Origin of the sequence: Aquipseudomonas alcaligenes NBRC 14159 (assembly GCF_000467105.1) — a bacterium.
Taxonomy (GTDB): Bacteria; Pseudomonadota; Gammaproteobacteria; order Pseudomonadales; family Pseudomonadaceae; genus Aquipseudomonas; species Aquipseudomonas alcaligenes.
Map to the genome: position 1 here is coordinate 1 of NZ_BATI01000017.1, position 12,601 is coordinate 12,601.

Sequence of the window (12,601 nt, forward strand, 5' to 3'; positions counted from 1 at the left end):
GATGACCTGCTTGTTGGTGGCGCTGGTAATGATTCACTGACCGGTGGCGCGGGTTCGGACACCTACCGTTTCGGCTTGGGTGATGGCCAGGACTCGATCAGTAATAACGACGGTGCTGCAGGCAGCATCGATACCCTGCAGTTTATGGAGGGTGTATCGATTGAGCAGTTGTGGTTCAGGAAGTCAGGTTCCAGCCTGGAAGTCAGCGTCATCGGCACCAATGACAAAGTGACGGTTGGCAGCTGGTATTCGGGTAGCACCTATCACTTGGACCAATTCAAAACCGCTGATGGAAAAACGCTATTGGATGGTCAGGTGCAGAACCTGGTGAATGCCATGGCCAGCTTCGGCGTGCCGGCAGGTGGTGAGGGCAACCTGACTGCCGATCAACGTCAGCAACTGGATGTGGTGATCGCCGCCAATTGGCAGTAATCACTACCTGGCTGTAACGGAAGGCCCGGCATCTGCCGGGCCTTCTGCTTTCTGGGCTAAGGCTTGAGCTCCCAGCGCCCATCCACCCGCTGCGCCAGCCCGCGCTCACCGAGCGACTCCAGGTAGCGTTGCATCCCTTTCTCGCCGCGTTTGCGCAGCAGGCGGATGCTGTGTGGCAGCAGGTTGGGGAAGAGCATGGCCAGGCTGGACAGCCAGGATTCGCTGGCCTTGGGTGTGCGCTCCAGGCAGGGCTTGTCGAGCATCCGCAGGACCTGTTCGGCCACGTCTGCCGGCTGCTGCGGCGGGTCCATGAACTGCAGGGGGTTGCCGCCGTGGACGGCTTCCTTGAGCAGCATGGGCGTCTCGGTGGCGGCGGGCAGGATCGAGCCGACCCGGATGCCCTTGGCTTCCAGATCCAGGCCGATCGACAGCATGGCGCCGCGCAGGCCGAACTTGCTGGCGGCGTAGATCGGTGTTTCCGGCAGCGGGAAGATGCCGCCGAGCGACACCGTGCTGATCACCCGCGCATCGGCCGAGCGCCTGAGCAGCGGGATGGCCAGACGGGTGAGCACCAGCGGCGCGATCAGGTTGATGTTGAGTTCGCTGACGATACTTTCCACCGAGCGCTCGTCGAAGGCTTCGACATGCGCGACGGCGGCGTTGTTGATGAGGATGTCGAGGCGGCCGAAGCGCGCCTCGATCTGCGCCAGCACTCCACTCAGGGCGGCCTGGTCGGTCAGGTCGAGGGCGAAGGCGCAGGCCTGCTCGCCGAGGCGATCGGCCAGGGCCTGCAGGCGCGCGGCGTCGATGTCCAGCAGGGCCAGGCGCATGCCGCGGGCGATCAGGCGCTCGCAGATGGCCTGGCCGATGCCACCGGCGGCACCGGTAATCAGCACGACTTCATTCATGGGCGGCTCCAGGCTCAGAGAGCGGGTTCGGCATGGGCTTTCAGGTTCGGCGCGGTCGTGCGCCGCAGGCCGGCGTAGTAGCCCTCTTCCAGTTCGCCCCAGCCCATCTGCTGGCGCAGTTTGCGCAGGTGCTTCTTGAGCGCATGCACTTCCAGGTACACCTCGTGGCGCTGGGATTTGACGAACTGGATGCCGCCGGACAGGTCCGGGTGGTCATGGGCGATCAACTGGTCGAACTGGCGGGCCTGCTCGGGGCGTTGCAGTTGGTCGCGCAGGTAGCAGGCGATGGCGTGGGCCTCGTTGTCGAACAGCTTGTAGGCGCTGGAGTTGGTTTCCAGGTAGCCGATGCCGAACAGGTTGTGGTGCTGGCGGCTGAAGATCGACAGGTACAGCTGCGGGCGTCCGCCCTTCCACTCGAAGTAGTCGGCGGCGTACTTGCAGCTCCACTTGTAGCCGGTGGCATAGAGCACCAGATCGAGCGCCTCGCGGCTGCCGTCCTTGAACACCGCGTAGTCGCCCTCGTAGTGCGACACGTCCGGTTTCACCTGGATGTCGCCGTGCTGCAGGTAGTGCAGCAGCTGGGTGTTCATCAGCGGGTGGCTCTCGAACAGCTTGTGGTCCGGTTTGGGCAGGCCGAAGCGACTGGTGTCGCCGTTGATCAGGCGCAGGATCACCTGGAAGATCGGTCGGGTCAGCCACATCGGCAGTTGCGGGCCTTTCTCGCTGACCTCGTCGGCCGGTAGGCCGAACAGGTGCTTGGGAATGAAGTGGTAGCCCCGGCGCATGCTGATAAAGGCCTTGTCGGCGTGGGTGGCGGCGTCGCAGGCGATATCCGCGCCGGAGTTGCCGGCACCGATGATCATCACCCGCTTGCCGCGGAATTCATCGGCTTTCTTGAAGGTCACCGAGTGGCGGATCTCGCCGTTGAACTGGCCTTTTACCTCCGGCATGTTCGGGTCCCAGTTGCAGCCGGTGGCACAGACCACTGCGCGATAGCGGCGTTGTTCGCCTCCCGCGAGCGTCACCTGCCAGCGGCCATCGTCCTGCTTCTCGACCTTCTCCACCGCGGTGTTGAAGCGGATGTTGTCGTACAGGTCGAAGGCCCTGGCGAAGGCGCGGGCGTACTCGAGGATCTGCCGGTTGCTCGGGTAGTCCGGGAAATGCTTGGGCATCGGGTAGTCGAGGAAGCCCGACAGGTCGCGCGAGGAAATGAAATGTGCGGATTCGTACATCGGCGTGCCGGGGTTGTCGATGTCCCACACGCCGCCGACATCGCGATGGCGTTCGAACTGCTCGTAAGCCAGGCCCTGGCGCTTGAGCGCGCGGGCCATGCACAGGCCGCCGGGGCCGCCACCGATGATGCATACGGCATCACCGCAATCCTGGATGTTGGGGGTTGTTGTACTCACGAGGATGCTCCATGTCGGGACGTTCGATGCTTCCACGGTAGCCAGGCGCGGGGAGTGCAAGCAGGGGCGATGTGGCCACCAAAGAGGGCCGAAACGGACAGCGATGAGCGCGCGGGGATTGGCCGTTTGCTGGTGCCTGGCTGGCCGTTTGGGACCTCATGGGCGGCCCGTGGCTCCTTTAGTGTGGTGCTATCGAAATGAGCCTATGGGCGGAGGATGGATATGCGGGCAGGGCAGAGCGGGAAGCGCGGGGCGGCCGTCGGCCTGCTGCTGTGCATGCTGCTGACGGGCTGTGGCGCAGAGGATGTCGCGCAGGCACCCGCGGGCGCCGGGCAGGGCGTACCGACGGATGCAAAGCTGGCGCAGCTGTATGGCGCCAGCTGCAAACAGTGCCATGCCAACCCGGCTGCCGGTGCACCGCTGACCGGTGATGTCCAGGCCTGGGCACCACGCCTGGAAAAGGGCATGGATACCCTGCTGGATCACAGCATCAACGGCTTCCAGGGCATGCCGCCACTGGGGCTGTGCATGCAGTGCGGGGAGGCCGACTTCCGCGCGCTGATCGAGTTCATGGCGGCCGCGCCGCAGCCTGCGGAGGGCCGCTGAGATGGTCTCGCGTCGTCAGCTGTTGCAGCGTGCCAGTCTGCTGGGGGCCTGCCTGGCCTTGCCGGCCCGTTCGCTCTGGGCGGCGGAAACGCCGCGGCCGATTCCCTGGCGCAACTGGTCCGGCGTGCAGAGCTGCCTGCCGCTGGAGCGGGCCGCGCCGCAGAACCTGGATGAGCTGGTGCAGCTGATCCGCAAGGCGACGGGCAAGATTCGTCCGGTGGGCGCGGGGCACTCCTTCAGCGCCCTGGTGCCGACCAATGACACCCTGCTGTCGCTCGCTCACTTCTCCGGGCTGCTGGCGCATGATGCACAGACCCTGCAGGCGGAGTTCGGTGCCGGCACGCCGATGTCGACCATGGGCGCGCCGCTTCGGGACGTCGGCCAGGCGCTGATCAACATGGCGGACACCGACTACCAGACCCTGGCCGGCGCCATCGCCACCTCGACCCACGGCACCGGCATCGGCTTCGGTTCCTATTCCTCCAACGTCTGCGGCCTGCAACTGGTCAGCGCCGCGGGCGAGGTGCTCGACTGCAGCCGCGAGCAGAACCCCGAGTTGTTCGCTGCCGCGCGCGTCTCGCTCGGCGCGCTGGGCGTGGTGACCAAGGTACGCATGCAGAACCGCGCCGCCTTTCGCCTGCGTGAGCGCCAGTGGCTGGGCAAGACCGAAGAGCTGCTGGAGGACATCGACAACCTCAAGCGCGACAACCAGCACTGGGAGATGCTGGTGGTGACCCACTCCGACTATGCCCTGGCCGTGGCGCTGAACGAGACCGAGGACCCGGCCACGCCGCCGGTGCCGCCGGACGAGGAGGGTGGCAACGGCTTCATCGACATCATCGAGGGGCTGGACAAGCACCTGAGCGACTCGCCCGGCCTGCGTCGCAGCCTGCTCAACAACATGCGCCACCTGGCCAGCTTCGACGACCGCGTGGACGCCTCCTACGAGATCTACGCCAACGTGCGCAACGTGCGCTTCAACGAGATGGAGTACTCGGTACCGGCCGAGCATGGCCCGGCCTGCCTGCGCGAGATCCTCAAGCGCATCGACGACGGCAACCTGCGCACCTGGATGCCGGTCGAGTACCGCTACGTGAAGGCCGACGATATCCCCCTGAGCATGTTCGAGGGGCGCGACAGCTGCGCGATCTCGATCCATCAGCACTATTCGATGGACCACCACGACTTCTTCGCCGCCATCGAGCCGATCTTCTGGAAGTATCAGGGCCGGCCGCACTGGGGCAAGCTGCACAGCCTGGGCGCGCGCCAGTTGCAGTCGCTTTACCCACGCTGGAAGGAGTTCACCGAACTGCGCCAGGCGCTCGACCCGCAGGGGCGCTTCGTCAATGCGCACCTGGCCGGGCTGTTCGGTCTGAACCTGGGCTGAGGAGAGGGGATGAAGCGACGCACGCTCGTACTGGCTGGCCTGGGCGCCGGCGGACTGCTGGCCACTGCCTGGCTGCGCCCCGGTGATCGCGGCCAGCCGCATGATGCCTACTTCCAGGCGCTGAGCCAGGAGCTCAAGGCCAACGGGCCGATGCGCCCGGTAATGCTGATCGACCTCGACCGCCTCGACCACAACATCGAGGTGGTGCGCCAGTTCCTCGCCCGCAGTGGCAAGCAGCTGCGCTTGGTGGAGAAGTCCCTGCCGGCGCCCGGCCTGCTGCGCTATCTCGGCGAGCAGCTCGGCACCCAGCGGCTGATGTCCTTTCATCAGCCGTTTCTCAACCATGATGCGCGACTGTTCCCCGAGGCTGACATCCTGCTCGGCAAGCCGTTGCCGGTGCGCTCGGCGCAGCTGTTCTACCAGCAGCACAGCGGCCCCTTTGATCCGGCCAAACAGCTGCAGTGGCTGATCGACACGCCCGCGCGCCTGCAGCAATACCTGGCCCTGGCCCAGGGGCTGGGCACGCGGCTACGGATCAATATCGAACTGGATGTGGGCCTGCACCGCGGTGGCGTGAGCGACACCCAGACGCTCGGGCAGCTTCTGCAGCTGATCGCCGATCATCCGCAGCAGCTGGAGTTCGCCGGCTTCATGGGTTACGACCCCTTCGTCGGCATGAACCTGCCGTCCGTGCTCGGCAGCCAGGACGCGTTGCTGGCCAAGGTCATGGCGCTGTATCAGGGCTATGTCGACTTCACCCGCCAGCGCTTCCCGGCGCTGTGGCGCGCGGGGCTGACCCTCAACACCGCCGGCAGCCCGAGCTACCGGGCGCACGAGCAGGAGCGCCTGAGCAGCGAGGTGGCCATCGGCACCGGCCTGCTCAAGCCCAGCCATTACGACCTGCCGTCGCTGGCCGAGCATGTGCCGGCTGCGTTTATCGCCACGCCGGTGCTCAAGCGCACCGGGGCGCTGCGCATTCCGGCGCTGGACGAGAAGTCGCGGCTGTTCGCCTGGTGGGACGTCAACCAGCGCGAGACCTTCTTCATCTACGGCGGCAACTGGCAGGCCGACCCGATTTCGCCGGCCGGGCTGCAGCTGAGCGGGCTGTACGGGCGCAGCTCGAACCAGGAACTGATCAATGGCTCGCCGGCGGTGGGCCTGGCGGTGGACGATCAGGTGTTCCTGCGCCCGACCCAGAGCGAGTCGGTGCTGCTGCAGTTCGGCGATCTGCTGGCGGTGCGTGGCGGCAGGATAGTCGAGCGCTGGCCGGTGTATCAGGAGTGATTCCTCCCCTCTCCCTTTGGGAGAGGGGGCTGGATCGGTGTAGCCCACAAACCCCTCGGTAAGACCTGGGGGAGGTTTAGGACTCCTGAGCAATCCGCTGCTTCGCCGTGCGCGGCGTCACCCCGGTCCAGCGTTTGAACGCGCGACGGAAGTTGCGCACATCACTGAAGCCGGTCTCGCTGGCCACGTCGATCAGCCGGCTGTCACGGTGGCTGAGCAGGGCCAGGGCCTTGGCCCGGCGCACCGAGTCGATGATGCCGTGGTAGGACAGCCCCGCCTCGTCGATACGCCGGCGCAGCGTGCGCTCGCCGAGGTTGAGCTGCTGTGCCAGCTCGGCCAGTTGCGGCGGGCGCCCCAGGCTCTTGCGCACTTCACGCTGGATGGTTTCGATCAGGTCAGAGCTGCCCTGTTGCTCCCAGCGCGCGCTGTCGAGCATCTCGGCGATCTCGGCGGCGACATAGTCGTCGCGGGTCGGTAGCGGCAATTCCAGCCAGCGCGCGTCGAAGGCGATCAGGCTGTGCCCGGCACCGAACTTCACTGGGCAGCGGAAGATTTCCGCGTAGCGCTGCCAGTGCGGCGGACGCGGGTATTCCAGCTCGATGCGGTCGAGGATCAGGTCGCGGCCGGAGAGGTGGCGAACGATGGCCAGGGCGCTGGCGAAGGCTTCTTCCAGGTAGAACACCGCCACCTCCGGGTCGAAGAAGCGCGTGCTCGCCAGCACCCGGCAGCGGCCGTTGTTCATCTGCAGCTCGTAGTCGAGCAGGGCGCCGGTGTGGCGCTGGTAGCGGATGGCCAGGTCGAGCGCCTCGCCCAGGGTCGGGCTGGCCAGCATCGCCATGCCCACCAGCCCCCAGGACACGGCGGTCTGCCGATGCCCCACGGCCAGGCCCAGGCCGCTGTCGCCCAGGCTGTGCAAGGCGCGACGCACCAGCAGGTAACTCTGCCGGTAGGACAGGCGATAGTCGGGCTTCTTCAGGTCGTCCGGCTCGAAGCCCAGACCGCGGCAGAGCATGGCCGGGTCGCGGCCGAGTTCGGCGACGTGCTGCAGGAGGAAGCGGGAAATCTGGGGCGGGGCTGAGGCTTCCGAATAGCGCGGATCGGCGATGGGTTTCATGAGTACGCTCCCGGCAGGAGGTCACTGGCGCTGGGCGCCTGGTTCTTGTTGTTATGCGGCACCTCGTCGGGTGCTGTTTTGCATAGTTAGCATGGCGTCAGGATCTGACGCCAGTTGCATCGTGTAGGGCGGGTGAAACCCGCGTGTGCCGCTAATTCGTAAACGCGGCTTCCACCCGCCCTGCGTTCTGCGCTCGCTGGGGCGTTCCGCGTTGGTTCAGGCAGCGCAGGGTGGATCACGCTTCGCCGATCCACCGGGTGGCGGTCCACCGAGCGGGCCGTCGGTGGGTGAGCGGAGCGTCATCCACCCTACGGTCAGTAAGCCCCCAACTCCGCCGCCGGCTGGCCGAAGGCGTGGCTGGCGGCGGCGTTGGCCTGGTCCTTGAGCAGGCGCCGGCCGGCGATCAGGCGCACCCACCAGGGCACCTGCCTGACCCGCCCGCCACCCAGGCGCGCCAGCACGTAAGCCATGGCGCACTTCTCGAACAGCTCGGCATTGAACAGCATGCGGTTGCGCGTGACACCGAGGGCCAGCAGGTGGCCGTCGACCAGCCCGGCATTGCCGCCAGCGGCCAGTAGCGCCGGCAGCTGCTGCGCCGTGGCCGGTGCCCAGGAGCGGCCGATATGCCGCGCCTGTTCGTCGAATACCGCCGGCATCGCCTCGCCCAGCTCGCCCAGTTGCAGGCTCCAGCGCGAGCTCAGGGTGGCCACGGCGCCGACGTCGCCGCGCAGGCGATAGACCTCGGCATGCAGGCGGCTCAGGTTGTCGGTGGGGCGCTCCAGCGCAACCTGTTGGACCTCGCCACCCTGTTGCAGCAGGAGCATCAGCCCGCTGCCCGGTTGCAGCAGGGACAGGCTGTCGCCGCTTTGCTGGAAGAAGCCCTTGGTGGTCAGCCGCGCGGCGGCCTGCAGCAGTTCCTCATGCATGGTCAGACCAGCCCGAATACATCGTCGAAGCGGTTCAGCGCTTCGTCGATGATCTCGTCCGTGTCGGCGGCGCTGGTGTACAGGCGGCTGCCGGCGAGGGTGACCAGGCCGTGGGCCATGTAGGCCGCGCCCATCTCTTCCATCATGTGCTTGCGCGGGTTGACCTCGCGCAGCAGCTGGATCGGATTGCGCACGTTGAGCAGCAGCACGCCGGAGGTCTGCAGGTGCACCACCGAGCCCTGGTTGTAGACCACGTAGGGCAGGCCGCGGCGTTCGATGATTGCGGCCAGACCGGCGGTCAGGCGGTCGCCGGCACGGCCGGCCACGGCGGCGGCGTTGCGCTTCTCCATCTCGATCAGGCTGTAGTAGCCGGCCACGCAGGACAGCGGGTTGGCGGTCAGGGTGCCGCCGACGAAGGCGCGCTTGGTCTGCTTGCCGCCGATGCCGCCGGCCAGCAGCATCATCACCTCGCGGCGGCCGCCGATGCCGCCGGCCATCGGGTAGCCGCCGGTCAGGCACTTGCCGAAGATGGTCAGGTCCGGCTTCACCTTGAAGTAGCCCTGGGCGCCGCTCAGGCCGACGCGGAAGCCGCTGACCACTTCGTCGAAGATCAGCAGCGCGCCGAACTCGTCGCACAGCTTGCGCAGGTTGGCGTTGAACTCCTTGTGCGCTGGGCGGGTGCCGCTTTCCGGGCCGAGCGGTTCGACGATGATCGCTGCGGTGCCGCCGCGCAGGCGGTTGAGCTGCAGGCGCCGGCGAATGGCGGCCAGATCATTGGGGAAGCTTTCCTGGGTGTGGCTGGTGGCGCCGCGCGGGATACCGATGGCCTCGCGCCGGCCGGTGCCGGGGATGCGCATGCCATACACCAGTTGGTCGCTCCAGCCGTGGTAGGCGCCGCCGATCTTGATCACCCACTTCTTGCCGGTATAGGCGCGGGCCAGGCGGATGGCGCCCATCACCGACTCGGTGCCGGAGGCGAGCATGCGGAACATCTCCACCGAGGGCACATGCCGGCACACCAGTTCGGCCAGCTTGTACTCGTACTCGTGCAGCAGGCCGGTGACCGGACCGCACTCGCGCAGGGTTTCGATGACCTTCTCCTGCACCACCGGGTCGTTGCTGCCGAGCAGGGTCGGCCCGCCGGCCTGGAGGAAGTCGATGTAGCGGTTGCCGTCGACGTCCTCCAGGTGCGCGCCCCGGGCGCTCTTCATCGCCAGGGGGAACGGGTAGTTGAACGCCAGGTTGTGCTGGATGCCGCCGGGGATCACGGTCGCGGCCTGTTCGGCCAGGCGTTTGGAGCCCTGGCACTGCTGCTCGAAGTAACCGTGCACCTGGTCCATGTGCTCGCGGCGGATCGGTCGGATCGGCTGCCTGATCAGCGCCTTGAGGCGCGCGTCGATGCTGTCGGTATCCGGCCAGTGGGAAATGCCGGAGGTTTGCGGGTCAGGCTGGGTGGAGGCGTTCATGGCGGGTGCTCTTCTAGTAATTAGGTTCTAGGAATTCAGGGCGGCCAGCGCATGCCGGAACGCGCGATTTTCGGGTTGCGTGGCCAGGGCGCGCTGGAACCAGGCGATGGCTTCCTGCTCCAGCAGCTGCACCACGCGGCAGGCGTCTTCCAGGGTGGCGCCGAGGCACACGGCGCCGTGGTTGCGCATCAGGTAGGCATTCAGGTCGCGGCGCACGCGCTTGCCGACATTGCTGGCCAGCCAGCCGGTGCCGGAGGGGGCGTAGGCGCACACCGGTACGTCGCCGCCGATCCGCTCGCGCGCCTCGGCATCGCTGATCGGCAAGGGCCGGTCGAGCAGGGTGAAGGCGCTGGCCACCGGCTGGTGGGTGTGCACGCTGGCCCGGCAGTCCGGGCGGGCCTTGAACATGCGCGCATGCAGGCCGCTTTCCACCGAGGGCTTGCCGTGCCCCGAGAGCTGCTTGAGGTCGGCCAGGCGCAGTACGCAGATATCGTCCGCCGTCATCGCGTAGTAGTCGCTGGCCGAGGGCGTGACGGCGATGCGCTCGGCGTCGATGCGCAGCGCCAGGTTGCCGCCGACCCCGGCCAGGTAGCCCTGGTCGGCCAGCTGCACGGCGGTGCGCACCACGGCCTCGCGGGCTTCTCGTTCGATACTCATGCCCGGGCTCCGTGGAGTTTGGCGTAGAAGGGCGCCAGCGCCTTGTGCGCGGCGCGGAAGGTGGCGTAGCTGTCGGCGTAGCGCTGGCGGTTGCCGCTGCTCGGCTCGAAGCTGCGACGCAGGGCGACCCGCGCCGGGATGTCACTGAACCGCATGGCGCCGATGCCGACGCCGGCCAGGAAAGCCGCGCCGCGGGCGTTGGCCTGGATCGGCTGGTGCGGCTGGTGCACCGTGATGCCGAGGATGTCGGCGAAGATCTGGCTCCACACATCGGACTGGCCACCGCCGCCGACCAGGGTGATTTCCCGCGCAGGCGCGCCGAGGAAGCCCTCGACCGCTTCCATCATCCAGCGCGTGTTGAGCGCCACGCCTTCGAGGAAGGCACGCACCATGTCTTCGCGCGCATGTTCCAGGCTCAGGTTGAGCAGGCCGGCGCGCAGGTTGGCGTCGTCCACCGGGCTGCGCTCGCCCATCAGCCAGGGCAGGTAGAGCAGACCGCGCGCGCCGGCCGGCACGCCGGCGGCGATCTCGTCGAGGATGCGATAGACGTCCGGGCGCGCTTCGTCCTGCAGCAGGGCGTCCCTGGCGTAGAGAATGCGGTCGCGCAGGAAGCTCAGGTTGGCGCCGGCGGCGGACTGCATGACCATCATCAGGTAGCGGTCGGGCAGGGCGCAGGGCACCGCGGCGATCTGTTTGAACACATCGGTCTTCTTCCGCGCCACATGGCCGCCGATCCACGACGAGGTGCCGACGTACAGGTGCAGGGCGTTGTCCGCCACCGCGCCGGAACCGAGGGCGGCGGCGCTGTTGTCCACCGCGCCGGCGACCACCGGGATGCCCGCTGGCAGGCCGAGCTGCTCGGCCACGGCCGGGCGCAGCGGGCCGAGCACCTCGCTGCAGCGCACCAGTTCCGGCAGCTGTTCGCGGTCGAGACCGGCCAGGCGTAGCAGGCCGTCGTCGTAGCGGATATGGGCCGGGTCGCGGTTGTCGGTGACCCAGGTGGTCAGCGCCGAATCGACAGTGGCGACCGTGCGCCCGGTCAGGCGCAGGTTCATGAAGTCGAGCACGTTGAGGAACTTGGCCGTGCGTGCGTACAGCTCCGGCATGGCCTCGCGGATAAAGGCGATATGGCCGAACGGGTCCTTGCCGGACAGTGCCGGCGCACCGCCGGTCAGGCGCAACCAGCGCCACAGTTTCAGCGGGTCATAGCCGGCCACCCGGGGCAGGCGCCCGCCGACCTGGCGCTGTACCGCAGCCTGGCCGCGCATGTCCATGTACAGCAGGGCGCGGGCCAGCGGGTTGCCGTCGCGGTCGACCGGCAGGGTGCCTTCGCCCTGGCACGAGCAGGCGATGGCCAGCAGTTTCTGCCGGGCCTGCGGCTGGCTGTGCAGCACCTCGCCGGCGCTGGCGAGAAAGGCCTGCCACCAGTCCTCCGGGCATTGCTCGACGCCGGCACCGGGCAGCACATGGCTGCTCACCGGGCGGAAGGCGAAGGCCAGCACGCGGCCGTCCAGGCCGACCAGCGCGGTCTTGCAGCCGGAGCTGCCGAGGTCCACGGCCAGTACCAGTTCACTCACGATTTGCGCCCCATTTGCATTCGCCTCTTCCCATCGTTCGCGAGTCGCGCTAAAACATAAGCATTGCTCATCTTTTTCGAGAATGCTGTGGCCACCAAAAATTTGTCAAGCACCCCGGCGAAGCCTCGTGCCCCTCGTGCGCCCAAGCAGGAGCGCAGCCAGGTGCGCTTCGAAGCCATCCTGCGCACCGGCCTGGAGCTGATCGCCGCGCACGGCTACGAGGCGGTATCGATGCGTGAAATCGCCCGCGAGGCAGGCATGCCTATCGCCTCGCTGTACCTGTATTTCCCGACCAAACTGGCGATCGTCCGGGAAGTCTGGCAGCGCTACACCAGCAGTGTGGGAGAACGCCTGCAGGCCGACCTGGCGCTGCTCGAGGGCGCGCCGGACAGCGCGGCGGCGGGGGCGATGATCGAGCGGTTGATCGACCTGATGGTGGACATCCAGGTCAGCCACCCGGGGTTCGTCGAGGTGTGGGGCTGCGTGGCCGCCTCGCCGGAGCTGCGCGCGCTGAACAGCGCCGACACGCTGGCCACCGCCGAACTGGTCGCCACGGCCATCCGCGCGGCCCGTCCGCAGGCGGATGCCGAGCAGGTGCGCGGCCTGGCGCTGCTGCTGTGCGAAGCGGGCAGTTCGGTGACCAAGCTGGCGCTGTCGCTGCCCGAGCCGGAGCGCTCGCGCACGCTGGCGCAACTGAAAAAGACCCTGCAGTTCGTCTACGCCAACAGCATCGAGGCCTTTGCCCGAGCGCTGTAGCGGCGCCTGTGTACAAATGTTTCAAGGGCCCTTTCGACACCGTTTTTTGTCCGGTTCGGCCCCATGGAGGTTTTCGCAA

The 12,601-nt window shown here is 67.4% G+C and carries 12 protein-coding genes; 5 read left to right on the plus strand and 7 right to left on the minus strand.

Annotation, left to right across the window (positions count from 1 at the left end; all coding sequences use genetic code 11):
• Nucleotides 1-432: calcium-binding protein (locus PA6_RS10895; protein ID WP_021700972.1), on the plus strand; the 432-nt coding region annotated here is incomplete at its 5' end.
• A 56-nt stretch (nucleotides 433-488) separates the two neighbouring features.
• Here PA6_RS10895 and PA6_RS10900 read toward each other — a convergent pair.
• Both PA6_RS10900 and PA6_RS10905 read right to left on the minus strand, forming a co-directional pair.
• Entirely contained in the window at nucleotides 489-1,340 is an 852-nt protein-coding gene (locus PA6_RS10900; RefSeq protein WP_021700973.1) for an SDR family oxidoreductase, read from the minus strand.
• 14 nt (nucleotides 1,341-1,354) lie between these two features.
• A complete protein-coding gene (locus PA6_RS10905; protein WP_021700974.1) occupies nucleotides 1,355-2,749 on the minus strand; it encodes a flavin-containing monooxygenase in 1,395 nt (464 codons plus the stop codon).
• A gap of 222 nt (nucleotides 2,750-2,971) precedes the next feature.
• On the opposite strand from PA6_RS10905, the gene PA6_RS10910 reads away from it, so the two are divergent.
• The 3 genes from PA6_RS10910 to PA6_RS10920 are packed head-to-tail and all read left to right on the plus strand — an operon-like array spanning nucleotide 2,972 to nucleotide 6,026.
• Entirely contained in the window at nucleotides 2,972-3,355 is a 384-nt protein-coding gene (locus PA6_RS10910) for a c-type cytochrome (RefSeq protein ID WP_043216565.1), read from the plus strand.
• 1 nt (nucleotide 3,356) lies between these two features.
• Nucleotides 3,357-4,742, plus strand: a complete 1,386-nt coding sequence (locus PA6_RS10915) for a D-arabinono-1,4-lactone oxidase (RefSeq protein WP_021700976.1) — start codon at nucleotides 3,357-3,359, stop codon at nucleotides 4,740-4,742.
• Nucleotides 4,743-4,751: 9 nt separating this feature from the next.
• Nucleotides 4,752-6,026 (plus strand): DSD1 family PLP-dependent enzyme, encoded by a 1,275-nt coding sequence (locus PA6_RS10920; protein ID WP_021700977.1) that lies wholly within the window; start codon nucleotides 4,752-4,754, stop codon nucleotides 6,024-6,026.
• A gap of 76 nt (nucleotides 6,027-6,102) precedes the next feature.
• Here PA6_RS10920 and PA6_RS10925 read toward each other — a convergent pair whose 3' ends face one another.
• From PA6_RS10925 to PA6_RS10945, 5 genes are all read right to left on the minus strand, one after another.
• Nucleotides 6,103-7,140, minus strand: a complete 1,038-nt coding sequence (locus tag PA6_RS10925) for an AraC family transcriptional regulator (RefSeq protein WP_021700978.1) — start codon at nucleotides 7,138-7,140, stop codon at nucleotides 6,103-6,105.
• Between the two features lie 314 nt (nucleotides 7,141-7,454).
• The gene (locus tag PA6_RS10930; protein WP_021700979.1) at nucleotides 7,455-8,066 is read right to left on the minus strand and encodes a class II aldolase/adducin family protein; all 612 of its coding nucleotides are present in this window, start codon (nucleotides 8,064-8,066) and stop codon (nucleotides 7,455-7,457) included.
• A gap of 2 nt (nucleotides 8,067-8,068) precedes the next feature.
• The gene (locus tag PA6_RS10935; protein WP_021700980.1) at nucleotides 8,069-9,532 is read right to left on the minus strand and encodes an aspartate aminotransferase family protein; all 1,464 of its coding nucleotides are present in this window, start codon (nucleotides 9,530-9,532) and stop codon (nucleotides 8,069-8,071) included.
• A 27-nt stretch (nucleotides 9,533-9,559) separates the two neighbouring features.
• Nucleotides 9,560-10,189, minus strand: coding sequence for a class II aldolase/adducin family protein (locus tag PA6_RS10940; RefSeq protein ID WP_021700981.1), 630 nt, complete (start codon nucleotides 10,187-10,189; stop codon nucleotides 9,560-9,562).
• Nucleotides 10,186-11,766: a xylulokinase gene (locus PA6_RS10945; protein WP_021700982.1), complete on the minus strand. Its 1,581-nt coding sequence runs from the start codon at nucleotides 11,764-11,766 to the stop codon at nucleotides 10,186-10,188. The genes PA6_RS10940 and PA6_RS10945 overlap by 4 nt, the downstream gene beginning before the upstream one ends.
• Nucleotides 11,767-11,928: 162 nt before the next feature.
• Here PA6_RS10945 and PA6_RS10950 point away from each other — a divergent pair, with 162 nt between their 5' ends.
• The gene (locus tag PA6_RS10950) at nucleotides 11,929-12,522 is read left to right on the plus strand and encodes a TetR/AcrR family transcriptional regulator (protein WP_021700983.1); all 594 of its coding nucleotides are present in this window, start codon (nucleotides 11,929-11,931) and stop codon (nucleotides 12,520-12,522) included.
• Nucleotides 12,523-12,601: the final 79 nt, after the last annotated feature.

Coding starts and splice junctions, on each gene's coding strand:
- PA6_RS10920 (WP_021700977.1), top strand. CDS start 4,752: ATGAAGCGACGCACGCTCGTACTGGCTGGCCTGGGCGCCGGCGGACTG.
- PA6_RS10935 (WP_021700980.1), bottom strand. CDS start 9,532: ATGAACGCCTCCACCCAGCCTGACCCGCAAACCTCCGGCATTTCCCAC.
- PA6_RS10930 (WP_021700979.1), bottom strand. CDS start 8,066: ATGCATGAGGAACTGCTGCAGGCCGCCGCGCGGCTGACCACCAAGGGC.
- PA6_RS10925 (WP_021700978.1), bottom strand. CDS start 7,140: ATGAAACCCATCGCCGATCCGCGCTATTCGGAAGCCTCAGCCCCGCCC.
- PA6_RS10915 (WP_021700976.1), top strand. CDS start 3,357: ATGGTCTCGCGTCGTCAGCTGTTGCAGCGTGCCAGTCTGCTGGGGGCC.
- PA6_RS10910 (WP_043216565.1), top strand. CDS start 2,972: ATGCGGGCAGGGCAGAGCGGGAAGCGCGGGGCGGCCGTCGGCCTGCTG.
- PA6_RS10940 (WP_021700981.1), bottom strand. CDS start 10,189: ATGAGTATCGAACGAGAAGCCCGCGAGGCCGTGGTGCGCACCGCCGTG.
- PA6_RS10900 (WP_021700973.1), bottom strand. CDS start 1,340: ATGAATGAAGTCGTGCTGATTACCGGTGCCGCCGGTGGCATCGGCCAG.